The sequence below is a fragment of the Kitasatospora sp. NPDC056181 genome (assembly GCF_042266225.1).
Lineage (GTDB): Bacteria > Actinomycetota > Actinomycetes > Streptomycetales > Streptomycetaceae > Kitasatospora.
This window is the reverse complement of sequence record NZ_JBHJUK010000013.1, coordinates 54108-80746: the sequence shown is the minus strand read 5'-3', so window position 1 is coordinate 80746 and position 26639 is coordinate 54108. Positions and strand designations below refer to the sequence as shown.

Annotated in this window: 19 protein-coding genes; 11 read left to right on the top strand and 8 right to left on the bottom strand. The window is 69.9% G+C overall.

The genetic code is table 11. The annotated features are described in order from the left end of the window. Positions 1-105 precede the first annotated feature (105 nt). Complete coding sequence (gene xerC / locus ACFC1F_RS08285) at positions 106-1626, bottom strand: tyrosine recombinase XerC (RefSeq protein WP_376156537.1); 1521 nt, start codon at positions 1624-1626, stop codon at positions 106-108. Beyond that, entirely contained in the window at positions 1623-2255 is a 633-nt protein-coding gene (locus tag ACFC1F_RS08280; protein ID WP_376156535.1) for a helix-turn-helix domain-containing protein, read from the bottom strand. Before ACFC1F_RS08280 ends, xerC begins: the two co-directional genes overlap by 4 nt. Before the next feature lie 87 nt (positions 2256-2342). Between ACFC1F_RS08280 and ACFC1F_RS08275 the strand changes: the two genes are divergently transcribed. The 5 genes from ACFC1F_RS08275 (at position 2343) to ACFC1F_RS08255 (ending at position 7635) form a co-directional block, all read left to right on the top strand. Further along, positions 2343-2606, top strand: coding sequence for a hypothetical protein (locus tag ACFC1F_RS08275; RefSeq protein WP_376156533.1), 264 nt, complete (start codon positions 2343-2345; stop codon positions 2604-2606). A 312-nt stretch (positions 2607-2918) separates the two neighbouring features. Further along, positions 2919-3251, top strand: coding sequence for a hypothetical protein (locus ACFC1F_RS08270; protein WP_376156531.1), 333 nt, complete (start codon positions 2919-2921; stop codon positions 3249-3251). Between the two features lie 304 nt (positions 3252-3555). Further along, entirely contained in the window at positions 3556-6303 is a 2748-nt protein-coding gene (locus ACFC1F_RS08265; RefSeq protein ID WP_376156529.1) for an ATP-dependent RecD-like DNA helicase, read from the top strand. Then, a complete protein-coding gene (locus ACFC1F_RS08260; protein WP_376156568.1) occupies positions 6257-6517 on the top strand; it encodes a transposase in 261 nt (86 codons plus the stop codon). The genes ACFC1F_RS08265 and ACFC1F_RS08260 overlap by 47 nt, the downstream gene beginning before the upstream one ends. A gap of 140 nt (positions 6518-6657) precedes the next feature. Beyond that, positions 6658-7635, top strand: a complete 978-nt coding sequence (locus tag ACFC1F_RS08255; RefSeq protein WP_376156527.1) for an FRG domain-containing protein — start codon at positions 6658-6660, stop codon at positions 7633-7635. 26 nt (positions 7636-7661) lie between these two features. On the opposite strand, the gene ACFC1F_RS08250 is transcribed toward ACFC1F_RS08255, so the two are convergent. Both ACFC1F_RS08250 and ACFC1F_RS08245 read right to left on the bottom strand, forming a co-directional pair. Continuing rightward, on the bottom strand, positions 7662-7967 hold the full coding sequence (locus ACFC1F_RS08250) for a hypothetical protein (protein WP_376156526.1): 306 nt from the start codon (positions 7965-7967) through the stop codon (positions 7662-7664). Positions 7968-8119: 152 nt separating this feature from the next. Beyond that, positions 8120-8692, bottom strand: a complete 573-nt coding sequence (locus ACFC1F_RS08245; RefSeq protein WP_376156524.1) for a hypothetical protein — start codon at positions 8690-8692, stop codon at positions 8120-8122. Between the two features lie 124 nt (positions 8693-8816). Between ACFC1F_RS08245 and ACFC1F_RS08240 the strand changes: the two genes are divergently transcribed. Continuing rightward, positions 8817-9059: a hypothetical protein gene (locus ACFC1F_RS08240; RefSeq protein ID WP_376156523.1), complete on the top strand. Its 243-nt coding sequence runs from the start codon at positions 8817-8819 to the stop codon at positions 9057-9059. Positions 9060-9740: 681 nt separating this feature from the next. On the opposite strand, the gene ACFC1F_RS08235 is transcribed toward ACFC1F_RS08240, so the two are convergent. After that, entirely contained in the window at positions 9741-10805 is a 1065-nt protein-coding gene (locus ACFC1F_RS08235; protein WP_209413548.1) for an acyl-CoA desaturase, read from the bottom strand. Between the two features lie 162 nt (positions 10806-10967). Between ACFC1F_RS08235 and ACFC1F_RS08230 the strand changes: the two genes are divergently transcribed. Both ACFC1F_RS08230 and ACFC1F_RS08225 read left to right on the top strand, forming a co-directional pair. After that, entirely contained in the window at positions 10968-12266 is a 1299-nt protein-coding gene (locus tag ACFC1F_RS08230; RefSeq protein ID WP_307853214.1) for a sensor domain-containing protein, read from the top strand. Continuing rightward, positions 12254-12898, top strand: a complete 645-nt coding sequence (locus ACFC1F_RS08225) for a response regulator transcription factor (protein WP_148643485.1) — start codon at positions 12254-12256, stop codon at positions 12896-12898. The genes ACFC1F_RS08230 and ACFC1F_RS08225 overlap by 13 nt, the downstream gene beginning before the upstream one ends. 199 nt (positions 12899-13097) lie before the next feature. Here the strand turns inward: ACFC1F_RS08225 and ACFC1F_RS08220 are convergent, their stop codons facing one another. After that, entirely contained in the window at positions 13098-13355 is a 258-nt protein-coding gene (locus tag ACFC1F_RS08220; RefSeq protein ID WP_209413547.1) for a hypothetical protein, read from the bottom strand. Between the two features lie 267 nt (positions 13356-13622). Then, positions 13623-14672 (bottom strand): fatty acid desaturase family protein, encoded by a 1050-nt coding sequence (locus ACFC1F_RS08215; RefSeq protein ID WP_376156520.1) that lies wholly within the window; start codon positions 14670-14672, stop codon positions 13623-13625. 165 nt (positions 14673-14837) lie between these two features. Between ACFC1F_RS08215 and ACFC1F_RS08210 the strand changes: the two genes are divergently transcribed. Further along, positions 14838-15689: a mycofactocin-coupled SDR family oxidoreductase gene (locus tag ACFC1F_RS08210; RefSeq protein WP_376156518.1), complete on the top strand. Its 852-nt coding sequence runs from the start codon at positions 14838-14840 to the stop codon at positions 15687-15689. A 1184-nt stretch (positions 15690-16873) separates the two neighbouring features. Further along, complete coding sequence (locus ACFC1F_RS08205) at positions 16874-19726, top strand: AAA family ATPase (protein ID WP_376156516.1); 2853 nt, start codon at positions 16874-16876, stop codon at positions 19724-19726. A 101-nt stretch (positions 19727-19827) separates the two neighbouring features. On the opposite strand, the gene ACFC1F_RS08200 is transcribed toward ACFC1F_RS08205, so the two are convergent. Beyond that, positions 19828-20601: a thioesterase II family protein gene (locus ACFC1F_RS08200; protein ID WP_209413543.1), complete on the bottom strand. Its 774-nt coding sequence runs from the start codon at positions 20599-20601 to the stop codon at positions 19828-19830. Between the two features lie 351 nt (positions 20602-20952). Between ACFC1F_RS08200 and ACFC1F_RS08195 the strand changes: the two genes are divergently transcribed. Continuing rightward, positions 20953-26517, top strand: coding sequence for a type I polyketide synthase (locus tag ACFC1F_RS08195; RefSeq protein ID WP_376156513.1), 5565 nt, complete (start codon positions 20953-20955; stop codon positions 26515-26517). The last annotated feature ends 122 nt before the right edge of the window (positions 26518-26639 follow it).

The window sequence follows — 26639 nt, the reverse complement described above, 5'->3', positions numbered from 1 at the left end:
GACCTGCAACGCAGCACCCCGGCTAATTCGAGTAGCTGGGGTGCTGCTGCGTTTGCGGGCCGTCTGCGTGAGCGGTGCGTGAGCGGACGGCAGATCAGTGCTTGGTCAGGTGGCGGACTGGGCGTCCTTCGGCGACCTCGCCCGGGGGACGAGCGCGGCGGCGGCCTCGGCCTGGGCGAAGGCCAGCTCGGGCAGGACGCTGGCGTCGATGTCCGCCGTGATGGTGATGGAGGAGTGGCCAAGCAACTCCTGGACCACCTTGAGATCGGCGCCGGCCGCGAGGAGAAGCGTCGCCGCGACGTGGCGGAGGTCGTGCAGGCGGATCGGCGGAAGGCCGGAGAGGGCCACGAGCCGCTCGAACATGTCGGTGACCTTGCCCGGGTGCAGCCAGCCGCCGTCCTCGTCGGTGAATACCCGGCCGGTGTCCTGCCAGGCCGATCCCCACTGTTCACGCTCCGCCTGCTGGCGGTCGCGGTGGGCACTGAGGGCGAGGACGGTCTGCTCGTCGAGCGGTACGACCCGGAAGCCCGCGTCCGACTTCGGCATGGACTCCTCGACGTCCCAACCGTCCTGAACGAGCTGGGTGGTGACGGTGAGGGAGGAGGCAACAAGGTTGGTCTCCGACCAGCCGAGGCCGCAGGCTTCGCCGCGGCGAGGACCACGGAAGGCCATGAGATGCCACATCGCGTACAGGCGGTGGTCCGCCACGAAGTCGAGGAACTCGCCGGTCTGAGCAGGTGTCCACACCATGACGGGCGACGGCTTGCCGCCGGTCTCGCGCCACTCGGCGACGCGCTCCGGCGTCCAGAGGAGGGCCTTGGGCTTACTCGCTGGGTCGATCTTCACGTGGGAGGCCGGGTTGAAGGTAATGAGACCATCGGCGATCGCGTCGTTGAGCGAGACACGAAGGGTGCGTCGGATGTGCTGGCGCATGGTCGGCCCGGTGACGCGCCTGAACGGCGGCAGCTCGTCGATGGTGGCCTTCAGCGCCGCTCGGCGGGCGCGATTCTCCTCGCCCTTCCAGGAGGACGTCCGGAGTTCGTCCGTTGCCGCGCGCCGAAGGGCGTTCGCCTCCAGGATCTCCTCGTTGGTCTCACAGATGCCGTTGAACATCTCGGCCAGGTGGCTCACCCGGATTCGGTCGAGGCGGAGGTGCCCGATGCGCGGCTTGAGGTGAAGGCGGATGTCGACCTCGTACCGACTGACGGTGGACTTCCGGGCGCGCTTGTTCTCCAGCCAACTGTCCAGCCACTCACCGACGGTGATCCGGCCCGCCAGGTCGACGCCGCTCCTCAGCCGTCGGCGGGTCTCCTCGATGTCGGGCAGGGCCGACTTGCCGTCGGCGACCTTCTCCAGCAGCCCAGCGATGAGTGCGAGGTCCTCCGGCTCGTCCTTGGCGAGCGCGAGCAGGGAGCGGACGTGGTCGAGGTCGGCCTGTGCCTCCTTGTGGGTCTCGTACCCGGCGCGATTGAAGGCGCGGCGAGTGCCGTCGGCCCGGTTGGGCAGCTCCTGGCGTATGGAGTAGGAGCCGTGCTTGCGGCTGCCGAGCTTCGGGCAGGCCTTGCCGAGGGGCTTGCCGGTTTCGGTGTCGCGGCAGTAACAGCGGTGGTACGTGGAGCCCTTCAAAGCGGTCCTTCCTGGGTGCTGCTGATGGAACCGAGTTCCTCATCGAGGAACGCGAGGTGTTTCGGTAGTGGGGGTAGAGCGACCTCCCACTCACGCATTTCGGCGCGGAGCGGGAGAAGATCCGACCGGACGGCTTCAACCAGCTGCGCGAACTTCTCGTCGGATCCGGGCGGCCACGCTTCCCGACCGGGCAGGAATTGCAGCTGCCAGGCGTCACGGTGCGTTGCGCGAATCCTTCTCTCCCGAGAGGAGTGATGCCGGAGGAGCTGTAGGTCTTCGTGGAGGGCGATCGATCCATCGCCGGTGAACCAGGCGAACGCCTCGGCGCGGGATGCGCTCTCGAAGGGGAGGTAAGCGACGTTGCTGGTCCCGGCGAGTGGAAAGACCAGGGCGGCCGGCGGTGTGTCGAGGGCCTGCGCGAGGACGAGGACCTCGGGAACGGTGAGGGTCAGCCGCCGCCCGGACTCCCAGTTGGCGATGACGTTGCGCGGGATCGGGTGCCCGAGCTCCTCGCAGGCGTCTGCGAGGTCCCGTGCGGTCATGCCCAGCTCCTTTCTGAGTTTCTGGACCTCGGCGATTACTGCCTTGGTGATCTGGGTTGCCCACGGTTCCACGTCGTCGTGTGTCATATCGACACTTTAGGTTCGTGCACTCTGTTACTGGGTTCGGGGACGCGCCGAACCCCCCTCTTTCTGCTGCCTAATTTGGAGATACCTATGCGAACTGAGATGACGTCGATCGCCCTGACGGGAATGGGTCGGGCTGAGCTACTGGCCCTGCCGGCTGCCATCGACCTGGACACGGCCAACCGGGCCATCGGGCTGGGCCGCAGCAAGGGCTACGAGCTCGGGCGCCGTGACGCCTACCCGTGCCGGGTGCTCCGGCTGGGCAAGAAGTACCGCGTCATCACGGCGGACCTCCTGCGCCTGCTCGGAATCGAGGAGCCAGATGCAGAAGGCGTGGCGGCTGTTGCAGCTTGACGTCGAGAGAGCCCGGTCCACAAGCCTGTCTGCCATCGGCGTACTCGCCCGGATGGAGTGGATCTTCCGGTCCTCTGGACATACCTTCGTGGTCCCCCAGCGAGCCGAATGCCGGGGACCACTGAACAGCAACCATCCAAGAGCATCTGCAAGTTGAGGCAGGCATCGACGAGGACCCGCTCGTCCCCAGCCATGCGAAAGGCCCCCGTGCTGCGAACACCGAGGGCCCACGAAGCCACCCCAGATCAGTCAAAACCTTCGAACCGGCGGCGCCCGACTACCCCGTCACGCGCCCCAGCGAGGAGCTTCACCATGGACTCTACTTCTCCGCAGCCCATACCGGGAGGCCCGAGGCAGGGCTGGCCCGCGACCGCGATCCCCGGTCAGCCCGGTCAGTACCACCCGGCAATCGGTCAGAACGCCGAACTGACCGACGATGCTGACCGGGGGCCGGCCGAAATGACCGGGCTGACCGATGTGACCACCGACCAGCCGGTCAGTGTCCCGGTCACTCTTGATGGACTGACCGGCGACACCGACGGCCCGGTCATTCTGGCTTGGCCACTGGTCACGCGGAGTGCTACCGACCGTAGCCTGACTGCCCACCCGAATCGCACCGGACTCTGCTACGCGCCAGTGGAGTGAAGGACCCGTGATCCGCTCCCGGAGGGGGCGGCCACAGCTTCGTGTGCACCAGGGAACGTGTAGGACAGGCCGGGAGCCGGCACGGCAGGCCGGACAATCTCGAAAAAAGGCCTGCTTGTGGCCTACTTGAATGGTTACATGGTTACCTGGAATGCAGACCGGGGCCAGGTCCGTTGTTCGGCAGCAGCCAGAGAGCCTTCGTGGATGCTGCCCTGTCCGCCTCGGCAGCGTTCGGGGCGTGAGCAGGCGTTCTCGCCCCGATCGAAGGTGACATGCGAGCCTTCGGGGAAGTAGAGCGAGAGCGATGGCATCAGTAGAACAGCAAGTGAAGAGCGCCGACAGCGTGATCTGCCAGAACCTCGCCAATCCAGTAGGCGACCGGGGCTTCCTCTCGCAGAACGTGCTGGGGCAGCTCCGGAATCTCGTCGAGGGACTTGCCGTCTGGGCACACGTCAAGGATCACTCGACTGAGTTTCACTACAATCAGGTCGGGCCGGCCTTGGATGCTGTCAGGGGGATCGCCAAGTTCAGACTGTTGAGCAGATTCCACGGCTTGCTACAGGCCAGCGTCTCGCACTACACGCTGGATCGCGATCCGTCTGAGCGATTGATGCTGAAGTACTACGAGTATCTTCTCCGTACACGTGACCTGGCACAGGATCTCCTCGGAATCAAAATCCTGCACAATCTCGAACGGTTTCCGGTCGATCTCGATCCCTCGTTGCGCGATTACTACGAGAAGATTGCCGCCCGCATCGAGCGGCCCCAAGCGGCGGTGCGCTCAAATGCACGTCGCGAGCGATATTACATTCACAGCTCGCGCCCCTTCTTCGTGTCCGGTCGCATCTATTACGAGGTGACGTTTTACCTCGCCCACAACCGGACGAGTAAGTTTGATCGAATTATTGGCTTTACCGACATCGACGTCACCGATAAATACGCAGCCAGTCTAGAGTTGGCGACTGACGAGATTGAGGTCCTCGGACAGAAAATGCCGATCACGCTGATCCGCTCATGGGAGGTGTCAATCCGGCCGTGTGAGTTCGACAATTTCGCGCGCCTCTTCGACGCCTCGTATGGAAAGGTCAGGGCGTCGAATTCCGAGTACCGAAATCTGATGCAGTATCTTACGATAACACGGTCAAGTCTGCTTGAGCTTGTGGATATGACCGACGCCGCATACGGGGCGTTCCGCTCTTGGGCGCTGAGCGGAGCCCAGCGAGATGCGGTTATCTTTCCTGTTCTAGACCGCGCGCGGTCACTCATTCGCCACGACCAGCCAGGTTCTCGTCTGCTGCGGTACCTCATGCTGCGGATGAACAATCGTGTAATCAAGGCACAGTTCGATGCCGCCGGGTGTTCTTTCCTCTCCGGGCTTCGCGTTTCCTGGAGTTGCAGGCCCTTCGACACGATGCCGTTCTGTACATCACCGCGCGGACACAATCCGCCCTTTGGGGACCTTGCCGAGAGTCTGGACGCGAGGACCCGGCCTCATGAGCTGCTGGCCAGACGAGTCAGGAGCAATGTCGAGCAGCACGGTGTGATCTATACGCCGACAAGCGAGTTGGAGGACCTTGGTGACGTCGATGAGCTGATCGCGCGCCATAATCGGATGCTGCCACCCACTGAACGGCACGCGCGGCGGAAGCTGGCTCATGAAAATGGGCACGTGTTCGTTGTCGGGTACGAGGACGATACAGTCTCGATCATCAACAGACTCCGAAATATCTCTGCCAGTGGCGTCTCCCAACACAGCAGTAATGTGCAGGCATGGATTGGTGCGAACCCAGGTGCCATCGATGACCCTTTGAAGGCTGATGCGCTGACGGAATTGTTTGAGCACTCGAAGGTCGCCCTCGTTTACGGCGCAGCCGGTACGGGAAAGTCGACGATGGTGAACCACATCGCAAACTACTTTGCTGGTGCACGGAAGCTTTTCTTGGCGCATACCAATCCGGCCGTCGATAACCTGAAGAGGCGAGTGCAAGCGCCGAACGTCGAGTTCAGCACGATCAACAAGCATGTGCGTAGCGGTACGTCATTCGGAGCAAAGTACGACGTGTTGGTAATCGACGAGTGCAGCACGGTAAGCAATGCAAGCCTGCTCGATGTACTTGAGAAGACATCCTTCGATCTGCTCGTTCTTGTTGGCGATGTCTATCAGATCGAGTCGATCGAATTTGGCAACTGGTTCAGCATCATCCGGTCATACATCCCAAGCGAGTCCGTCTTCGAACTCACACAGCCCTTCAGGACGACCGACCAGAGTCTTCTCACGCTGTGGGACAGGGTTCGGAACCTGGACGACCGCATCGAAGAGTCTCTCTCCAAGAATGGCTACTCGACGATTCTGGGAGACTCGCTATTTCGGCGTCGAAGCGACGATGAGATCGTGCTTTGCCTTAACTATGATGGCCTATACGGGATCAACAATGTTAATCGGTTCCTGCAGGCTGGTAACCCCAATCCAGCTGTGGCCTGGGGGGAGTCTACGTATAAGGTTGGCGATCCCGTACTTTTCAACGAATCAGATCGATTCAGCCCGGTCATCTTCAATAACCTTAAAGGCAGGATCGTCAAGATCGATCGCGTGCCCGGCCGCATCACTTTTGATGTGACCATCGAGCGGGATTTCAGTGAATCCGACGCGATTTTCTCGGGCCTGCGTTGGGTGGAAGGCTCGACGGTCCAGTTCGATGTATTCGAACGCGGCAACAGTGACGATGACGACGACTCGGTCACCACCATGGTGCCGTTTCAGATCGCTTACGCCGTATCGATCCACAAAGCACAGGGCGTTGAGTACAAGTCGGTCAAGGTTGTTATCACGGATGCCAACGAGGAAAGCATCTCCCACAGTATCTTCTACACCGCTATCACCCGCGCTCGGGAGCGTCTCGAAGTGTTCTGGACTCCAGAAACACAGCATCGAATTCTGAGTCGTCTCGCAGTGCGTGAGAACACGAAAGACGAGCATCTGATGAAGGTCCGCCGAGGTTTGGTTCCTGTCGAGAAGCGACCGAAGCGCCATAAGACGCGCCAGCTGCCGTAGAAGACAGATTGGAAGGCCCCGAGGCCAACAGACTTGGCCGGTCGAGAACGTGCGGCTCCGCATGGCGCGGCCGGCCGCGTGGGCGGTGCGCCCAGAGGTGGGGGCTGTTAACGACACTGGGTTCCCCAAGAACGGCAAGACCTTGCCAGGGGTTGCCCGGCAGCACTCGGGTACCCCTGGCATCGCGCCGCTGCTTGGGGGTGGGCGGCGCTAGTATCCGGTAGGTGTCACGGGACGTCGGACGGAGTCAGGGCACGGGCGGCGTGGATGAGGCAGCGGTCAAGCGGAAGTTGGGGCTCTCGATCCGCCGGAACCGCTCCGCGAGCAGCTCCGCCAGCGGTAGCGTCGTGCACCATGGCAACGGTGGCGGGACAGTTCTTCGGAGAGCACGACTGCAATTCCCGGCTAGGGATCAACTCCGCAGACGCACTGTGGAAATGGGTATCGGACGGCGGGGCAAAGGGATTCACCTCATCCGCCTGGACACTGCACCCCGGAGAGGACCTCTTCTTCCGCGGGCAGCCGAACGTCGAGTACGGCTTGTCGTCGAGCCTGTACCGGATCTGTAAGGGCCGCACCGACCCGATGACCGGCAACACGGTCAGGGTCGACGAGCAGACGATCGCGCGAGCCGAACAGGCGATCCTCGACTCCATGCGCGAACAGGGCCTCGGCCGGCTAATGACCGACGGCGAACTCCTCGCCGTCCTCCAGCACCACGGAATCCCCACTCGCCTGATCGACGTCTCCACCGCCCCGCTCGAAGCCCTCTTCTTCGCCGTCGACCAAGAGCACGGCGTAGACGGGCGCCTCTTCGCCATCCACCTGCACTGCGCCGAGGGCAAGCCGATGGACATGGAGAACTTCGCCGCCCATGATGGCCAGGCCCCGGCAGAGACTGTGCTGCCCTGGCAAGGGGCCGCGTACGGCAAGACGAAGACCAAGAGCGAGTGGACGGAGCGCGTCGCGCTCGTCGACCAGGCCCCCCTGGACCCGCGGATGCACGCCCAGCGCGGCCGCTTCCTCGTCGGCGGACTCAATAAGCGGTACGGTGGTCGGTCCTACATGGTGGACGGTCTGAACCGCCCGGCAGAGGACTTCCCGGATATCTCTACGCTGGGAGTCAACTTCCTGAAGAGCACCACCAGCAAGGCGAACACCCACTGGCCAGCTACCGGCTGGACAATCCGGGTCGACGCCAGCTGGAAGACGGACCTGCTGGGCCGCCTGGCCAGCGTGGGGATCACGACCGACTCCATGTACCCGCCCCACGGCGAGGTCAGGCGGCTCGCTCTGAAGGTCGCGTGGGACGCAGTTGCCAAGGCGGAGTAGGCGAAGCCCAGGTGACCAGCGGACGATCAGATGATCGTCCGCTGGTCACCTGGCTGTGACTGGTAAAAGGCCAGTCGGTGGAGAGCCTGCACGGGGACCAGCGAGGCGAGGAAGTTCATGTACGCCTCCCGCTGGTCGAGGAGCGCCGGCCGGTGGAGGCCGAGCGCGATCTCTTCGCCGTCCGCGACATCTTGCATTGCCCCGTTCACGATCCGGTACCCCCAGGAGACCCACATCGGATGGGCGATCATCCGCTGGGAGTCCGCGTAGGACATGCCGAGGTCGTGCCACCCCTTGAACGTGTCGTCGGTCAGGGTGCCGGCGTGCCTCATGAGGGCGATCTGCGCAGAGGCCCGGGCGGTGGCCTGAAGTCGACGGCTTGTCGGAATCACGCGGCACGCCCGAATTAGTTGGTCCGGAGGTGCTGTCAGTACCAGTTCGCACTGCCGCCTGTACGTCGGGGCGGTCAGTACTTGATCACGAATCAGAGCTCGCAGCTGCTCGGTCTCGTTGGGGACAGCTGTGTGATAGGGACACCTCTAGCCATGCCGGGCCCTCGCACCTTCAAGCCCTCAATGAGCTCGTCCACGACAGCCTCGACGTCACCAGAGTCGACTTCCTGATCGCTGTCACGGTGGCTGAGCGCCAGCAGCTCGGCGAACCGGGACGAGCTTCCACCAAGCCGGTCCGCCGCGCCGAGGCGGCTGGCCGATGCCTCGGCTGGCACGGTCGTGGTGACGTCCATCCCGAGGCGCTGGTGGGCTGCCGTCAGATGCCCAACCACGGCTTCGCGTAGGAGACCGACATCGGGCTCGGCCAGGCTGGCGATGAGCGAGATCGGCTTGTGGTCCAACGCTCCGGGCCGCGCGTAGTCCGCCAGAAGTTGGGCGCGCTCGATGATCTCGGCGGTAAGCACCGACATGCTACCGCCACCGCCGGCGTACGACCGGGGGAAGCGCGGCAAGTACCCGTGCTGCTGCCACCGTTCGATCTGCGTCTGGGTCGCTCCGGTGCGCTCCATCAGCTCCCGCATTGCAGGGCTCGTCGTCCGTGGCATGGGAGCGATTCTAGAACCTCGCAAGGTTCCTGAGTGGGCCCGCTGCGGCCGTCCCTGGTCCTATGGCGTCATGCCGAGCGGCGCCACCGTGGTGCCGTGTTCCGGCGATAGGTAGGAGTGTTCCGTGGTAATCGAGATCGCGCCGCTGGCCGCCCTGATCATCGGCGTTGGATTCGTGGTGGGCGTCCTGGTCTACAAGTCCACCGGCCGGTCGGCCTGCCGCTACGGTCAAGGTGACCTCACCGCGTCGATCGGGTGCGGCGCGGCGGTCGCGGCTGCTTTGGCCGTGCTGCTCGCGCCGGGCTTCGGCCAGAGCACAGCCACGCCGGCGGTGCCGACCGCGCCGACGGCGGTGTCCGCGCGATAGCAGCTGAGCGGATCGCAGCGGAGAAGGGCACGTCCATGGCGGCCCTGGTAAGGGAAAGGATGGACGTGCCCACTTGGCTGTGTTGGCCAGGGTGACTACTTGGTTGGCCGCTGTGCGACCGCGGCTGCCAGCCTTCGATACCCCATGTCGACTCCACGGCGTACAGCCCACACCTTTGCCAACTGGCGGCAGCGCCACTCAATTCAGCTGGCAAGGGGTCATGCTGATGCAATAGTGGGCCGGGCGGGCGGTTCGGCTGGGTCAAATGCGTGAGCGATGCGTGAGCGATGCGTGAGCGGACTCTGCGACAGCATCCACTTGAAGCCGGACCCAGGGCGATTACACGGCACGCCAACCTGCCGGGATAACACCAAGTAACCGGTCGCAACCGGCTGGATCACGATCCGACTTGATCTTTTAATCCGTAGGTTCAGGGTTCGAGCCCCTGGCGGCCCACAAGGGATGAGGGGGCCACGCCCCCTCGGTTCGTGACGCAGCACCCCGGCCGGGTTCTCCGGCCGGGGTGCTGTCGTGTTCGGGCCCATGTCGTGTTCGGGCAACGTCCGGCACGCCGGAAGGCCCGGCCGGGGGGATCCGGCCGGGCCTTCTGCGCTTCCCGCTCGGGCATCGGCGGGGGGCCCGGCGCGCGACCACGGGGGCGGGTCGCGCACCGGGAGTCTGTCAGCCGGCGGCGCGGATGGGCTCGCCGGTGCGGTGCAGGTGGGTGAGGATCTCGCGGTACGAGCGGACGATGCCGGTCTCGTAGTACGGGATGTCCTTCTCCTCGCAGAACTCCTTGGTGATCTGCGCTGCGCGGCCGAGCGCGGGGGTCGGCATGTTGGGGAAGAGGTGGTGCTCGATCTGGTAGTTGAGCCCGCCCATGAGGACGTCGATGAGCACGCCGCCCCGCACGTTCCGGGAGGTCAGCACCTGGCGGCGGAGGAAGTCGAGCTTCATCTCGGGCGTCACCATCAGCATGCCCTTGTGGTTGGGGGCGAAGACGCAGCCGAGGCAGACGCCGAGCAGCGCCTGGTGGACGCCGATGAAGGCGAGCGCCTTGCCGGCCGGGAGGGCGGCGAAGACGAGCCCGAAGTAGGCCGCGAAGTGGGCGACGAGCAGGGTGCCCTCGATGACGGGGCGCTTCATGGTCGGCTTGTTGAGGGCGCGGAAGCTGTTGTAGCTGAGGTTCATGCCCTCCAGCAGGAGCAGCGGGAAGAAGAGGTACGCCTGCCGCCGGCCGATGAACCTGGCGACCCCGCTCGCCTGGCTGGCCTGCCGCTTGGACCAGACCACGATGTCGGGGGCGACGTCCGGGTCGCGCTCCTCGTGGTTGGGGTTGGCGTGGTGGCGGGTGTGCTTGTTCATCCACCAGCCGTAGCTCATCCCCATCAGGAGGTTGGCGGCGATCCGGCCGCCGATCTCGCTGTGGAGCCGCTGGTTGAACACCTGGCGGTGGGCCAGGTCGTGCGAGACGAGACCGATCTGGGCGAACACGAGGGACATCGCGGCGGCGAGGAGCAGCTGCAGCCAGGTGTCGCCGAGGGCGAACAGGGCCCACCAACCGGCGAAGAACGCGGTCAGGACGAGGCCGAAGCGCACGGTGTAGTAGACCGGGCGCCGGTCGAGCAGTCCCTCGGCGGCTATGCGGCGGCTCAGCTGGGCGAAATCGCTGCCGCCGGTTTCGGACCGGGGCGCGTTCCGCCGGAGGTCGGGGGCATCCGGCATCGTCGCGGACTCAGTGCTCATGACGACGAGTCTTGTCGTCGGGACGCCCGGGGAGAACCGGTGAAACCCCACTTCTCAAGGTGGAGAAAACTCCCCCTCCCCCATCCGGAACGCCTCGGCTCAAGTACGCTGCGTAGCAGGAGACGTGCACCGACGAGACGGGGGCGGGGAGCCGATGTGCCCGTGAGCAGTGCCCGACGGTCGTGGCTGCGCTCCGAACTCGTTCCCTGGTTGTGCGCGGCCCTGGTCTCCGCACGGCGCGGTGTGGCGGTCGCCGTGCTCTCCCAGCTTGGGGCCGTCCCGATGCTCGCGCTCTCGGTGGTCTCGATCCTGGCGCTCCCGCTGGGCGTCGGCGTCCTCACCCTGCCGATAGCGCTGTTCGCCGTCCGGGGCGTGGCCGACCTGCACCGGCGGCTCCTCAGCTCCTGGTGGGGGGTGGACATACCCAGCCCCTACCGGCCGCAGGAGGGGGAGGACTTCGAACCGCTGGACGTGCCCAGCAGCGTGCGGTACTGCCGGCTGCTGCTGACCGACCTGTCGACCTGGCGGGACCTGCTCTGGCTCCTGATCGACGCCCCGGTCGGGCTGCTCTTCGGGCTGCTGCCCGGCTGGCTGATGATCTACGGGCTCCACGGGGTGGTGGCCACCCCGCTGTTCTGGCCGCTGATGGACCCCACCTACGGCTACGGGCTGATCTGGCCCGTGCACAGCACCACGACGGCGGTGCTCTCGTTCTTCCAGGGCCTGGGGATCATGTACCTGGGGTTCTGGTGCGCGGGACGCCTGTTGAGGGTGCACACCCGGATCACCCAGAAGCTGCTCTCCCCGACGGCCAAGGCCTATCTCTCCCGCCGGGTGGCGGAGCTGACCGAGACCCGGTCCGCGGCGGTGGACGCCCAGGCCGCCGAGCTGCGGCGGATCGAGCGCGACCTGCACGACGGCGCCCAGGCCCGGCTGGTCGCGATCGGGCTCAAACTCGGGCTGGCGGAGCAGATGTTCCGCAAGAACCCCGACACCGCGTACCGGTTGCTGGGCGACGCCCGCGAGGCCAGCGCCCAGGCCCTGGCCGACCTGCGCAACCTCGTCCGCGGCATCCACCCGCCGGTGCTGGCCGAGCGCGGCCTCGACGGCGCCGTCCGGGCGCTCGCCCTCGACCTGCCCATTCCCGTCCGGGTCGACATCGACCTCCCCGCGCGGCCGGAGCCGCCGGTCGAGTCGGCCGGCTACTTCGCGCTCGCCGAGGCGCTCGCCAACGTGGCGAAGCACAGTGCCGCCACCTCGGCGTGGGTGCGGCTCGGCTACGTCGAGGGCCGGCTGCGGCTGGTCGTCGGCGACGACGGGGGCGGGGGCGCGACCGTCCGCGAGGGCGGTGGGCTGCACGGCCTGCGCCGGCGTCTCGCCCCCTTCGACGGGACGCTCGACCTGGAGAGCCCGGTGGGGGGCCCCACCACAGTGACGATGGAGTTGCCATGCGTGTTGTGATCGCCGAGGACCTGGCGCTGCTGCGGGAGGGGATCACCCAACTGCTCACCCTCAACGACTTCGAGGTGGTCGCGGCCGTGGACAACGGCCCCGGCCTGTTGCAGGCCCTGCTGGAGCACCGTCCCGACGTGGCGGTGGTCGACGTGCGGCTGCCGCCGACCTTCACGGACGAGGGCCTGCAGGCGGTGGCCGAGGCCCGCCGGGAGCTGCCCGGGCTGCCGGTGCTGGTCCTGTCGCAGCACGTGGAGCACCTCTACGCCAAGGAGCTGCTCACCGACCACCGGGGCGGCATCGGGTACCTGCTCAAGGACCGGGTCTTCGAGGTGAGCGAGTTCGTCGACGCGGTGCGGCGGGTGGCCGCGGGCGGGACGGCGATGGACACCTCGGTCATCTCCCAGCTGCTGGAGCGGAGCTCGGCGAAGGGGTCGATGCAGTCCCTCACCACGCGGGAGCGGGAGGTGCTGGCGCTGATGGCGGAGGGGCGCAGCAACGCCGCGGTGGCGCGGCAGCTCTGCATCACGGAGAAGTCCGTGAGCAAGCACACCAACAACATCTTCGGGAAGCTGGGGCTGGCGCAGTCGGGCGACGACAACCGGCGGGTGCTGGCGGTGCTCGCCCACCTCAACCTCTGAGACCTCCGGGACAGGACTTCGGGAGAGGTCCCGGGGCAGGATTCCGGGACGAGCACGGGGGACGAGCACGGGAGGGGCCGGGGGAGGGGCTCCATGGGGCCGGGAGCTGACGGGGCAGCCCACGACCCCCCGCAGCCCGGGCCTCACGGGGGGAAGGCCGGGGCCGCAGAGGGCCGTGGGGGTTCAGGGGGCCGGCGGTTCAGTGGTGCCGGCGGGCGGCTGCGGAGCGGGGCTTGCGCAGCGCGGGCTGGTCGGCGGGAGCCGGGAGACGGGCGCGGAGCCGGTGTCCGGCGTCACCTCCGCCGGGGGCGGGCGGATCGGTGGCGAAGTCCTGGAGGCGGGTGCGGTGGGCGGCGCGGGCGAGGCCCTCCTGGAGGGCGTCGGCGAATCCGGAACCGATGAGGGCGTCCCAGACGAACGCGTCCTCGGGCAGGGCCGGGGGGTGTGGTGACGTCATGACGGCCTCCTGACCGATGGCCCATCGCTGGGAACGTCGTTGCGGTGTTCTCCGTGTTCGTTGCCGTGCTGCGGCCGCGCGGCGGCGTTGCGCCGGCGGCTTCGTGCTTCGGGGAAGTCGTGCGGGGGGCGGGGGAGGGGCCGGGGGGAGGGGGCCGGTCGGGGGTGTCCGGGGGGAGCGGGCGGGTTGTTACCGGCCCGGCGCCTTCGTTCATACGGGGGATGATGAGCGGAGGCACCGGGCCGGAGTCTCTGTGTGTCGCCCCGGTCAGAACTCCAGCCGGATGGGCTCGCCGATGGCGCGCATGTGGCGCAGCGCCTCCCGGTGGGACGCGATGAGCCCGGTCTGGTGGTAGGAGACTCCGAGTTCGGCGCAGTACTGCTCGGTGATGAGCTGCGCCTTGCGGAGGGCGGGGGTCGGCATGCTGGGGAAGAGGTGGTGCTCGATCTGGTAGTTGAGCCCGCCCATGAGGGCGTCGATGAACGCGCCGCCCGTCACGTTGCGGGAGGTCAGCACCTGGCGGCGGAGGAAGTCGAGCTGGTCCTCACTGGTGACCATCGTCATGCCCTTGTGGTTGGGGGCGAAGACGCTGCCGAGGTAGAGGCCGAACAGGGCCTGGTGGACGACGATGAAGGCGACGGCGAGGCCCGGCGGCAGGAGCAGGAAGAGCCCGCCCAGGTAGAGCACGAAGTGGGCGACGAGCAGGGTGCCCTCGACGACGGGGCGCTTCATGGTCGGCTTGTTGAGGGCGCGGAAGCTGTTGAAGCTGAGGTTGGGGCCTTCCAGCATGAGCAGCGGGAAGAACAGCCGGGACTGGTGCTTTCCGACGAACCTGGGGAGCCCCTTGGCGGCGCTGGCCTGGCGCTTCGACCAGACCAGGATGTCGGGCGAGACGTCCGGGTCCTTCTCCTCGTGGTTGGGGTTGGCGTGGTGGCGGTTGTGCTTGTTCATCCACCAGCCGTAGCTCATGCCCAGCAGGAGGTCGGCGACGAAGATGCCCCAGCCCTCGCTCGCCCGGCGGGAAGTGAAGACCTGCTTGTGCGCCAGGTCGTGGGCCACCAGGGCGATCTGGCCGAAGACCACGGACATGGCCGCGGCGACCAGCAGCTGCGCCCAGGAGTCGCCGAGGGCGACCACCGCGGCGACGCCACCCACGAGGGAGAGGCCCACCAGCGTGAACCGCACCGTGTAGTAGAGCGGTCGCCGGTCCAGCAGGCCGGCCTCCGAGATCCGGCGGGACAGGGCGGCGAAATCGCTGCCCGTCTCCCGGGTGTCCGGCACGGGCGACGCTGGCGTGACCAGGGCTTCGAACGTCATGAACGCCAGTCTGCTCATCCGGCGGAGCTGCCGTAATCCCGTTAACGCCCCTATTCGGGGTAGGGAGGACCCCACTGTCGGCGCCGCCCGCGAATAGGGGTTGGGGGGCCGGGGGGCCCTGCCTAGGCTCGCGGAACGGGGGGATCGCGAAGCGGAGGAGTCGGCGTGAGTCGCTTGCAGGACAAGGTGGTTGCCATCACGGGGGCGGCCCGGGGGCAGGGTCGCAGTCACGCGGTGCGCTGCGCCGAGGAGGGCGCCGACGTGATCGCCGTCGACCTCTGCGCGGACGTGGCGGCCACCGGCTATCCGGGTGCGACGCCGGAGGACCTGGCGGAGACGGTCCGGCTGGTGGAGAAGGCGGGCCGCCGGGCCTTCGCCCGCCGGGCCGACGTGCGTGACGGTGCCGCGGTCCGGGCGGCGTTCGCCGACGGCGTGGCGCAGCTCGGCCGGCTGGACGCCGTGGTCGCCAACGCGGGCATCATCGCGATCGGCGCCGACCGCGGGGTGGACGCCTTCACGGAGAGCGTGGACATCGACCTGTCCGGGGCGCTCAACACGGTGCACGCGGCGCTGCCGCACCTCGGCGCCGGCGGCTCGGTGGTCGTGATCGGCTCGGTGGCGGGGCTGCTGCCCGGGCAGGGCGAGAACCCGGGCGGCCCGGGGATGGCGGGCTACATGTTCGCCAAGCGCTGTCTGGTGGACTACGTGCACACGCTCGCCGTGCAGCTCGGTCCGTCGGGCCGCCGGATCAACGCGGTGCACTCGTCCCTGGTGTCCACGCCGATGATCCTGAACGAGCGGATGCACCAGGTGTTCCGCCCGGACCTCGACGCGCCGGGCCCGGAGGACGCCGTCCCGGTGTACGAGAGCCTCACCGCGCTGCCGGTCGGCTGCGTGGAGCCGTCCGACGTCTCGCACGCGGTCGTCTACCTGCTCTCCGACGAGTCCCGTTACGTCACCGGGCTCCAGCTCAAGGTCGACGGCGGACAGATCGTGAAGGCGGGCGTGGGCGCCTGACAGCGGCCGGCGCGGCCGGTACGTCCGGTGCGGGGGGCACGGCGCCGTCCCCCGGTGGCCGTACCGGGGTCCGACCCCGTGTCGGACGGTGGTCGGGGTGCCCGGCGGCGGCGGGCGGACCGCGCTTTCCGTCGGCAGGAGGAGTCTGTCGGCACGAGGGGTTCCGTTGCGGGAGCGAGGGGACGAGGGCGCGAGGGGGCGGACGGGAGGGCCGTCGGTGAGGACGGCCGGTCGACGGGGGAAACGGGCCCGCGGGCGGCGGTGTTCCCGGCCGGCCCGGTGTTGCGGAAGCGGAGTCGGCAATGGCCGAATCGCTGACGGTGAGTAGTCCGGAATCCGACCCACCGGCATGCCCGTCCGCCGGTGGCGGCGGGCCGGAACGGGTGGCGCCGGGCGGGCGGTGCGGCGGCGCGGGCCCGCGCCGGCACCCCTAGGGCCCCCTGGGGCCCGTCGGTGCGTTCCCGTTGCGGGTGCGGAGCCCGGGGCGTTCGCGGCTCGGGGCATCCGGTGGCCAATCCGGACATACCGCCGGACGTCGGGCCGGGACCCTCGGCGCTTCCGGTCCGGCACGACTTGCCAGGGCGTCGCGGCGGGAGGCAATCTGATGGCGACGCAGCGCAGTTGCCGGTTTCCGGTGACTGTCCAGCCCCGGATGCCCGTCCCCGGTTCCGGCGCGCGGGCGTCGGCCCCGTCATTCCTCCCGCCGCCCGGTTCCGGGTGGCCCGGGTGGTGGCGGGCGGGGGGAACGGGACCACCGGCGCACTCGCACCGGTGGCGTCGGAAGTGTCGGAAGAACAGAAGAGCAGAGCGACGTCCGGCGTGCCGGACGCGACAGTGACCCGGACCAAGGCGTCGGCGGAGCGCCGCGGTACCGGCCGGCCCAGCACCGGGCCCGTGGGGGGATGGCGGCCAATGGGGGCCGGCGGCCCGCCGGCGGGCCGAGCCGATCCCTCGTCAGGGACGCGTTATGGTCTAGGCCGGTTTGTGATGCGGGTCACGGCATCCCCCCGCTGATCGGTGTAGAAACAATCACTGAGCGTGGCGGGGGAGTGGGTTTCAGGTGATGCCTGCCGGGAGCGGCCCGGTGGGGCGGTGACCGGGTGGGCTTGGCGGGTGCGTTGCGCCATGCCGTGCTCCTGGCCGTAAACCTGCGGGGAATGCTTGATTCGCTTAGGGGGAAAGCAATGTTTCTGGCCGATCGCTTAAAAGCCCTGGACACCCTGGACACCCTTCTCGCCGAATGCGCCGAGGGCAACGGGACGGTGGCGTTGGTCAGCGGGGCGCTCGGCAGCGGGAAGACCGAGCTGCTGAACGAATTCGCGGACCGCGCCGCCGACCGCGGCGCCCTGGTTCTGCGGGCGACCGGTGCCAAGGCGGAACAGGCCCTCCCGATGGGCGCGATGAGCCAGCTCCTCCAGGACCCGTCGCTGCCCGACGAGGTGGCCGACCGGGCGGCCGACCTGCTCCAGCTGGCGGGCAGGCCCACCGGTGCCGACGACCAGGCGGACGACCTGAACCGCCGCCCGGTCCCGGGGACGCGCGAGTTGTGCGCGCTGATCCTGGAGCTGGCCGCCGACCGTCCGGTGGTCATCGGCATCGACGACGTCCACTTCGTCGACGCGGCCTCCCTCCAGGTCGTGCTCTACCTCCGGCGCCGCATCCACTCCGCCCGCGTCCTGCTGGTGCTGAACGAGTGGTCGCGGCCCAGGCCCACCCGTCCGTTCTTCCACGCCGAGACGACCAGGCAGCCGCACCACCGCATCCGCCTCGACCCGCTCTCCCGGGACGGTGTCCGCGAACTCGCCGCCCACTGGCTGGGCCGGGAGACCGCGGACCGCGTCGCCGGCTGGGTCTACGGGCTGAGCGGCGGCAACCCGATGCTGGCCGGTGCGCTGGTCGAGGAGTGCCGCGAGCGCCAGGACGAGCTGGAGGACGACGGCTTCCGGGACGGCCCGCCCGGCTACGGCTTCGACCAGGCCGTCCGCGCCATCCTGCACCGCTGGGAGCCCGCGCTCCTCGAAGTGGCCCAGGGCCAGGCGGTGCTGGGCGTCCACGCGTCGCCGGCGCTGATCGCCCGGCTGCTCGGGGTGATGCCGGAGCGCGCCGCCGAGATGCTGGACATCCTCGGCAGCGCGGGACTGCTCGGCCCTTCGGGTTTCCCCGCCCCGGTGGCCGCGGCCGTGCTCGGCAGCCTGGAGGCGGAGGACCGCTCCCAGCTCCACGCGCTCTGCGCCGAACTGCTCCACAAGCTGGGCTCCACCACGGCGGAGATCGCCCGGCACCTGCTCGCCGCCGACCGCGCCTCCGGCCGCTGGGCGATGGAGGTCCTGCGGGACGCCGCCGCCCAGGCCCTCGCCGGCAACGACGCCGAACACGCCACGGCCTGCCTCGAACTCGCCCTGGAGGCCTGCGTCAACGACGACGAGCGGCTCGCCATCACGGCGATGCTCGCCCGGGCCGCCTGGCGGATCAACCCGGCGACGATCCTCCCGCACCTCGACACGCTCCGCAGCGCGGTGCGGGCCGGCTTCCTCACCGGGCGCGACGCCGTCAACGTGATCAGGTACCTGCTCTGGCAGGGCGACATCGAGGGCGCGGGCGAGGTGTTCCAGACCCTCAGCGCCGTCGGCGACCTGGACGACGCCCAGCTCGCCGCCGAGCTCAGCCTCATCTTCATGGCGATGTGCGGCCCCTCGCAGGGCAGCCCGATGGAGGAGCGGACCGAGGTCACCGGCGGCCCCGAGGTCGGCGGCTCCTTCGGCAACCCCTGGTCGCGCGCCACCTCGACCCTCACCGACGTGCTCCAGCAGGAGTCGTCCGACGCGGCCGTCGTCAGCGCCGAGTACATCCTGCAGAGCTGCCTGCTCAGCGACAGCACCCTGGAGATCATCGCCTTCGCGCTGCTCGCGCTGCAGTTCGCCGGGCGCCCCGACCTCGCCACCGTCTGGTGCGACGGGCTGATCGACGAGGCGGTGCGCCGCCGGGCCAACACCTGGCAGGCCGTGCTCGGCAGCGTCCGGGCCGAGATCGCCTTCCGGCAGGGGGACCTGGCGATCGCCGAGGCGAAGGCCGAGGCGGCGTTCGGCCGGCTCCAGCCCAAGGGCTGGGGCGTCCTCATCGGGCTGCCGGTCTCCACGCTGGTCATGGTCAACACGGCGCTGAACCGTCACGAGAAGGCGGCGGAGCTGCTCAACCAGCTCGTCCCCGACGCCATGTTCGACACCGCCTTCGGGATGCTCTACCTCAGGGCCCGCGGCCACCACCACCTCGCGGTCGACCGGGCGCTCGCCGCGCTCAGCGACTTCCAGACCTGCGGGGAGAAGATGCAGCAGTGGAAGGCCGACGTGCCGTCGCTGCTGCCCTGGCGCAGCGACCTCGCCGAGGCCTACCTGCGGCTGGCCCGCCCCGAGGTGGCCCGTGAACTGATCGAGCGCCAGCTCGAACTGCCCGACGCCCAGGGGGCGGCGATCCGCGGCACCTCGCTGCGGGTCAAGGCCGCCGCCGAGGACATCAGCCAGCGGCCGAGGCTCCTGAAGAAGGCGGTCGAGCTGCTCCAGAGCTCCGGCAACCGGCTCGAACTGGTCCGGGCGCTCGCCGACCTGAGCTCGGCCTACCACCGCCTCGGCGACTTCGGCCGGGCCCGGGCCACCGGGCGGCGCGCCGTCCAGGAGGCCAAGCTCTGCCACGTCGACGCCGTGCCGCCGCAGCTCCTCGGGGACCTGCCGGGCGAGAACTTCGCGGCGGAGAAGGAGGAGCCGGAGGGCGTCAAGGACGCGGGGTCCACCGCGCTGAGCGACGCCGAGCGCCGGGTCGCCACGCTGGCCGCCGTCGGCCACAGCAACCGGGAGATCGCCCGCAAGCTCTACATCACCGTGAGCACGGTGGAGCAGCACCTCACCAGGATCTACCGCAAGCTCCAGGTGAGCCGGCGGGACGAACTCCTGGAAGGCCTCCAGCTGCGGCGGGAGCCGGACGAGCTGCTCGACGGCCGGGACGGCGCCCTGGGGCCGAACGGTCTGGCGGAGCGGGAGGCGTGAGGGGGAGGGCCGTGCCGGTGGCCGCCTGACGGTGGCGGCCCCGGCACGGAGAGCGGTGCCCGTCCCGGCGCGGGGGAAGCGGCCGGGAGGGCGGGCCGCCGTCAGGCGCCGGCCGTGCTGCGCACGTGGGCGCGGGCACGATCGGCGAGGATGCGGTTGACCTCGGCGGCGTGCGGGGCGAGGAAGAAGTGGCCGCCGTCGAAGACGGTCAGCTCGAACGGCCCGGTGGTGTGGTCGGCCCAGGAACGGCTCTCGTCCACGGTGACCTTCGGGTCCTTGTTCCCGACCAGGGCGTGGACCGGGCAGCTCAGGTCGGAGCCCGGGCGGTACTTGTAGGTCTCCGCGGCCCGGTAGTCGCTGCGGATCGCCGGGAGGATCATCCGGAGCAGTTCCTCGTCCCCGAGCACCCCCGGTTCCGTGCCGCTGAGCTCCTTCAACTCCCGCACCAGGCCCTCGTCGTCACGCTGGTGCACGTACTCGTCGCGGTGCCGGGACGGCGCGCGGCGGCCGGAGGCGACCAGGGCGACGGGGGTGATCCCCTCCCGCTCCAGCCGGCGGCCGACCTCGAAGGCCAGCGAGGCGCCCATGCTGTGCCCGAAGAGGACCAGCGGCAGGTCAGTCCACGGGCGGAGCTCGTCCACCAGGACGTCGGCCAGATCGTGCAGGTCGCCGATGCCGGGTTCGTGGCGCCGGTCCTGGCGGCCCGGGTACTGCAGGGTGATCACGTCGACGGCCGGCGCCAGTGCCTGTGACAGCGGGAAATAGAACGAGGCCGAACCGCCTGCGTGCGGAAAACAGGCCAGCCGAACGGGGGCGTCGGCCGACGGGTGGAACCTGCGAATCCACGGACTGGCCACTCCCGCTGCCTCTCCCATGATTCCTGCGTCCTTTCCTGGGGTCGGGTGTTCCCGAGAAGCCGAGCTGTGAATTACGCTGCGGCCGGCGGTCCCGGTGACCGTCTTCCGTTGCAGGCTATTGGCGTCACCCGTGCGCGGCAAGGGACTTGGGAATCCACAGTGGTCGGCCCGGTTCGCGCGGCCCCGGAAGTCCCCCGCCATAGGGGCGGGTAGGGGCGGGTTAGGGGTGGGCGGGCCAGGGGCCGCCTGCGTAGCGTACGAATATATGCGCCGCTGGGTGTTATTCGTCATGTCCCGATTCCGGCGCCGCAAGCCGAATCGACATTTCCAGCACGCGAATTCCTGGCCGGACCAGTGAGGAGACGTTGGGTGGACAACGAGGAGAAGCTTCTCGACTACCTCAAGCGAGCGACAGCCGATCTTCGTGAAGCTCGACGGCGCCTGCGCGAGAACGAGCGCCGGGAGAATGAGCCGATTGCGATCGTCGGGATGAGCTGCCGCTTCCCGGGGGACGTCCGTTCGCCCGACGACCTCTGGCGGCTGGTCGACGCGGGCGCGGACGGCGTCACCGGCTTCCCGTCCGACCGCGGGTGGGACACCCAGGGCATCTACGACCCCGAGCCCGGCAAGCCCGGCCACACCTACGCGAAGACCGGCGGCTTCCTGCACGACGCGGCCGACTTCGACGCCGAGTTCTTCAGCATGGGCCCGCGCGAGGCACTGGCCACCGACCCGCAGCAGCGACTGCTGCTGGAGGTCTCCTGGGAGGCGATCGAGCGGGCCGGCATCGACCCGTCCTCGCTCAAGGGCAGCCAGACCGGTGTCTTCGCCGGCGTGATGTACCACGACTACGCCTCGCGCCTCAGCACCATCCCCGACGAGCTCCAGGGCTACATCGGCAACGGCAACACCGGCAGTGTCGTCTCCGGCCGGGTCGCCTACAGCCTGGGCCTGGAGGGTCCGGCGGTCTCCGTCGACACCGCGTGCTCCTCCTCGCTGGTCGCGCTGCACTGGGCGATCCAGGCGCTGCGCAAGGGCGAGTGCACGATGGCCCTCGCGGGCGGCGTCACCGTGATGCCCACGCCCGAGACCTTCGTGGAGTTCAGCCAGCAGCGCGGGCTGGCCCCGGACGGCCGGATCAAGGCGTTCGCGGAGGCCGCGGACGGCACCGGTTGGGGCGAGGGCGTCGGCATGCTGCTCGTCGAGCGGCTGTCGGACGCGCGCCGGCTCGGGCACGAGGTGCTGGCCGTGGTGCGGGGTTCGGCGGTGAACCAGGACGGTGCGAGCAACGGCCTGACGGCGCCGAACGGCCCGTCGCAGCAGCGGGTGATCCGGGCAGCGCTGGCCAACGCGGGCCTGTCCACCGCGGACGTGGACGCCGTCGAGGCGCACGGCACGGGCACCACACTGGGCGACCCGATCGAGGCGCAGGCGCTGCTCGCCACGTACGGCCAGGACCGTCCCGAGGGCAGCCCGCTCTGGCTGGGCTCGGTGAAGTCGAACCTCGGTCACACCCAGGCCGCGGCCGGCGTCGCCGGGATCATCAAGATGGTCCAGGCGATGCGCCACGGCGTGCTGCCGAAGACCCTGCACGTGGACGCGCCGTCCTCGCACGTGGACTGGACGGCGGGCGACGTCGAGCTGCTGGCCGAGGCCCGGGCCTGGGAGAAGGCGGACGGCGGGCTTCGCCGGGCCGGCGTCTCCTCGTTCGGCATCTCCGGCACCAACGCCCACGTGATCCTGGAGGAGGCCCCGGCGGCGGAGGACGTCGTCGAGGAGCCGGGTACGGGCTGGCCGGCCGGTGTGCCGGTGCCGTGGGTGGTGTCGGGCCGGACGGAGGCCGCGCTGCGGGAACAGGCCGGACGGCTGCGGGAGTTCGCGGCCGGCACCGACGAGTCGCCGCTCGATCTCGGCTTCTCGCTGGCCTCCTCGCGCGCCGTCCTCGACCGGCGGGCCGTCGTCCTCGGCGGCAACCGGACCGAGCTGATGGTGGGGCTGGAGAAGCTCGCCGCGCGTGACGGCGCCGAGGTCGGCACCGGGCGCTCCGAGGGCAGGACGGCGTTCCTGTTCACCGGGCAGGGCAGCCAGCGGGTGGGGATGGGCGCAGGGTTGGCGTCGGCGTTCCCGGTGTTCGCGTCCGCGCTGGACGAGGTGTGCGGGCTGCTGGACGCCGAGTTGGGTGTTTCGCTGCGCGGGGTGATCGCCGGTGACGGCGGGTCGCTGGACGACACGGTGTACACGCAGTCGGCGCTGTTCGCCGTCGAGGTGGCGCTGTACCGCCTGGTGGAGTCGCTGGGGGTGCGGGCGGACTTCCTGGCCGGGCACTCGGTCGGTGAGATCGCGGCCGCGCACGTGGCCGGGGTGCTGTCGCTGGCCGACGCGTGCAAGTTGGTGGCGGCGCGTGGCCGGCTGATGCAGGCGCTGCCGGCCGGCGGTGTGATGGTCGCCGTCCGCGCCTCCGAGGCCGACGTGCTGCCGCTGCTGAAGGGCCACGAGGCCGAGGCGGGCATCGCAGCCGTCAACGGCCCCGCCTCCGTGGTGATTTCGGGCGCCGAGAAGGCGGTCGGCGAGGTGGTCGCGCAGCTCACGGAGCGCGGCATCGCCTCCGTGCAGCTGACCGTCTCGCACGCGTTCCACTCGCCGTTGATGGAGCCGATGCTGGAGGAGTTCCGGGCGGTCGTCACCGGTCTGTCCTTCGCCGAGCCCAGGCTGGCGGTCGTCTCCAACGTGACCGGCCGGATCGCGGCCGGGGAGGAGCTGCGCGACCCGGAGTACTGGGTGCGTCACGTCCGCCAGGCGGTGCGTTTCGCCGACGGCGTCCGCGCCCTCGAAGAGGCCGGCGTGACCCGCTTCCTGGAGCTGGGCCCGGACGGAATCCTCACCGGCATGGCGCTGGGCTCCCTGACCGAGCCCGACGACGCCCTGCTCGTGCCCGCCCTGCGCAAGGGCCGCGACGAGGTCCCGGCCCTGCTGGCCGCCCTGGCAGGCGTGTTCGAGGCCGGCGCGGACGTCGACTGGACGGCGCTTTTCACCGGCACCGGCGCCCGCCGCGTCGACCTGCCCACCTACGCCTTCCAGCACGAGCGCTTCTGGCTCGACGCCGGCCCCGCGACCGCCGGGGACGCGGCGGCCCACGGTCTGGCGGCGACCACGCACCCGCTGCTCAGCGCCGTGGTCGAACTCCCGGACTCCGACGGCGTGGTGCTCACCGGCCGGCTCGGACTGGACAGCCACCCCTGGCTGGCCGACCACGCGGTGTTCGGCACCGTCCTGCTGCCCGGCTCGGCCTTCGTGGAGATGGCCCTGCGGGGTGCCCAGGAGGTCGGCCGCGGGGTGGTCGAGGAGCTGACGATCGGCGCGCCGCTGGTGATCCCGGAGCGCGGCGGGATGCGGGTCCGGGTGGTCATCGGCGGGTCGGACGAGGCCGGCAAGCACACGCTGTCGGTGTACTCGCAGTCCGAGGACGCCGGGCCCGACTCCGCGTGGACCCGGCACGCCGAGGGCATCGTCGGGGACGAGGTCGAGGAGGGCGAGCTCTACGACCTGACGGCCTGGCCGCCGGAGGGCGCCGAGGAGGTGCCCGTCGAGGGCGCCTACGAGGGCCTGGTCGGCCGGGGCTACGGCTACGGACCGGTCTTCCAGGGGCTGCGGCGCGCCTGGATGCGCAACGGCCGGGAGGTCTTCGCCGAGATCACCCTGCCGCGCCAGTCCCGTGCGGACGGCGAGGTGTTCGGGCTCCACCCGGCGCTGCTGGACGCCTCGTTCCACGCCTCGCTGTTCATCGAGCCGGGCGGTCCGAGCGTGCCCCGGCTGCCGTTCTCCTGGCACGGCATCCGGCTGTTCGCCCCCGGGGTCACCACGATCCGGGTGCGCTGCGACTCCAACGGCCCGGACACCGCCCAGGTCGACATCGCCGACGCGACCGGTGCCCCGATCGCCGCGGTGCACCACCTGCTCGCGCCGCCGATCTCGGACGAGCAGCTGCGCGTCGCCCAGGCCGAGAACGTGGAGAACCTCTTCCGGCTGGGCTGGCAGTCGGCCGTGTTCGGCACCCCCGCCACCGGCGCCGTGCAGAACTGGGCGGTCGCCGGCCAGGTCGGCGACGCCTGGGCGGCGGTGGCCGGGCGGGCCGCCACCGGCTACCCGTCGGTGGCCGCGCTGGCCGCCGCCGTCGAGGACGGCGCGCCCGTCCCGGACGTGGTGCTGCTGCCCTGCCTGCCCGACCCGGCCGCCGAGGCCGGGGACGTGCCGGCCGAGCTGCGGGCCGTGGCCGGGCGGGTCCTGGCCGAGGTGCAGGCCTGGCTGGCCGAGGAGCGCTTCACCTCCTCCCGCCTGGTCGTGGTGACCTCGGGCGCGGTGAGCGCGGGCGACACCGCGGTGGACGTGGTGACCGGGCCGGTCTGGGGCCTGGTCCGGTCCGTCCAGGCGGAGAGCCCGGACCGGCTGACGCTCATCGACTGGGACGGCCGGCGCGGCACGCTGGCCGCGCTGCGGTCCGCCGTCGAGTCGGGCGAGCCCGAGGCGGCCGTGCGGGCCGGGGCGGTCCTGCTGCCGCGGCTCGGACGCACCCCGGTGCCGGCCGAGGACGCCGGGACCGGCATCTTCGGGCCCGACGGCACGGTGCTGGTCACCGGCGGCACCGGCGGGCTCGGCGCCCTGGTGGCCCGTCACCTCGTGGTGCGGCACGGGGTGCGGCACCTGCTGCTGCTCAGCCGGCGCGGCGCCGCCGCCCCCGGCGCGGAGGAGCTACGGGCGGCCCTGACCGAGGCGGGCGCCGAGACCGTCGCCATCGAGGCCTGCGACGTCTCGGACCGGGACGCCCTGGCGGCGGTGCTCGCCGCGGCCCCGGCCGGCCGGCCGCCGCTCAGCGGGGTCGTCCACACCGCGGGCATCGCGGACAACGGGACGATCGGCACCCAGACCCCCGAGCGGTTCGACGGGGTGCTGCGGCCGAAGGCCGACGCCGCGTGGCACCTGCACGAGCTGACCCGGGACCTCGGGCTGAGCGCGTTCGTCCTGTTCTCCTCCTCGGCCGGGCTGCTGGTCGGCGGCGGGCAGGCCAACTACGCCACGGCGAACGTCTTCCTGGACGCGCTCGCCGAGCACCGGCGGGCGGCCGGACTGCCCGCCGTGTCACTGGCCTGGGGGCTGTGGGCGTCCACGGACGGCATGGCCGGCCAGATGGGCGACGCCGACCTCCAGCGGATGAACCGGCTGGGCATGCCGCCCCTGGAGACCGAGGACGCGCTGCGCCTGTTCGACGCGGCGATCGCCTCCGGCGACCCGGTCCTGGTCCCGATCCGGCTGGACTTCGCGACCCTCGCCAACCGGACCGACGACCTGCCCACCGCCCTGCGCGGCATGGGCCGGGCCCCGACGCGCCGCCGCAACCGGCGGGCCGCCGCCGCGGTGGCCGCCCCCGACCGGGGCTTCGCCGCACGGCTGGCCGAGCTCTCCGAGGCCGACCGGGCCCGCCAGATCTCGGCGCTGGTGCGCGAGCACGTCGCCGGGGTGCTGGGCCACGCGTCCGCCGACTCGGTGGACCCGGACCGGGCGTTCAAGGACATGGGCTTCGACTCGCTCGCCGCGGTCGAGCTGCGCAACCTGCTGAACAAGGCCACCGGCCTGCGGCTGCCGACCACCCTGGTGTTCGACTTCCCCACGCCGGCCACCCTGGTCCAGCACCTGGGCGCCGCGCTGGCCCCGGCCGACGCCGCCCCCAAGTCGCTGGACGCGCAGCTCGAACTGCTGGAGGTCGCGCTGGCGCAGGCCGGTCCGGACGAGGACCATGCCGCCGTCACCGCCCGGCTCAAGGGCCTGCTGCGCCGGTGGACGGAGCAGCAGCCCGACGGGGACGGGACGGCCCAGCGGTTCGACGAGGCCACCGACGACGAGCTGTTCGACTTCCTCGACAACGAGCTCGGCATCGGCTGACCGGCTCCACCTCCCCTCCGGGCGTCCCCGGCCGCCCCCCCGCGGCCCGGGGCCCCGGGCGCCCCCCCCCCCCCCGGGCCCCCCCCCCGGCCCCGCCGGGGTCTGTTAAAAAAAAAACAACC

Bases quoted from the DNA above. Each gene is read 5' to 3' on its own strand.
- ACFC1F_RS08280 (WP_376156535.1), bottom strand. From the start codon at position 2,255: ATGACACACGACGACGTGGAACCGTGGGCAACCCAGATCACCAAGGCA.
- ACFC1F_RS08275 (WP_376156533.1), top strand. From the start codon at position 2,343: ATGCGAACTGAGATGACGTCGATCGCCCTGACGGGAATGGGTCGGGCT.
- ACFC1F_RS08270 (WP_376156531.1), top strand. From the start codon at position 2,919: ATGGACTCTACTTCTCCGCAGCCCATACCGGGAGGCCCGAGGCAGGGC.
- ACFC1F_RS08265 (WP_376156529.1), top strand. From the start codon at position 3,556: ATGGCATCAGTAGAACAGCAAGTGAAGAGCGCCGACAGCGTGATCTGC.
- ACFC1F_RS08255 (WP_376156527.1), top strand. From the start codon at position 6,658: ATGGCAACGGTGGCGGGACAGTTCTTCGGAGAGCACGACTGCAATTCC.
- ACFC1F_RS08250 (WP_376156526.1), bottom strand. From the start codon at position 7,967: ATGAGGCACGCCGGCACCCTGACCGACGACACGTTCAAGGGGTGGCAC.
- ACFC1F_RS08245 (WP_376156524.1), bottom strand. From the start codon at position 8,692: ATGCCACGGACGACGAGCCCTGCAATGCGGGAGCTGATGGAGCGCACC.
- ACFC1F_RS08235 (WP_209413548.1), bottom strand. From the start codon at position 10,805: ATGAGCACTGAGTCCGCGACGATGCCGGATGCCCCCGACCTCCGGCGG.
- ACFC1F_RS08225 (WP_148643485.1), top strand. From the start codon at position 12,254: ATGCGTGTTGTGATCGCCGAGGACCTGGCGCTGCTGCGGGAGGGGATC.
- ACFC1F_RS08220 (WP_209413547.1), bottom strand. From the start codon at position 13,355: ATGACGTCACCACACCCCCCGGCCCTGCCCGAGGACGCGTTCGTCTGG.
- ACFC1F_RS08215 (WP_376156520.1), bottom strand. From the start codon at position 14,672: ATGACGTTCGAAGCCCTGGTCACGCCAGCGTCGCCCGTGCCGGACACC.
- ACFC1F_RS08205 (WP_376156516.1), top strand. From the start codon at position 16,874: ATGTTTCTGGCCGATCGCTTAAAAGCCCTGGACACCCTGGACACCCTT.
- ACFC1F_RS08200 (WP_209413543.1), bottom strand. From the start codon at position 20,601: ATGGGAGAGGCAGCGGGAGTGGCCAGTCCGTGGATTCGCAGGTTCCAC.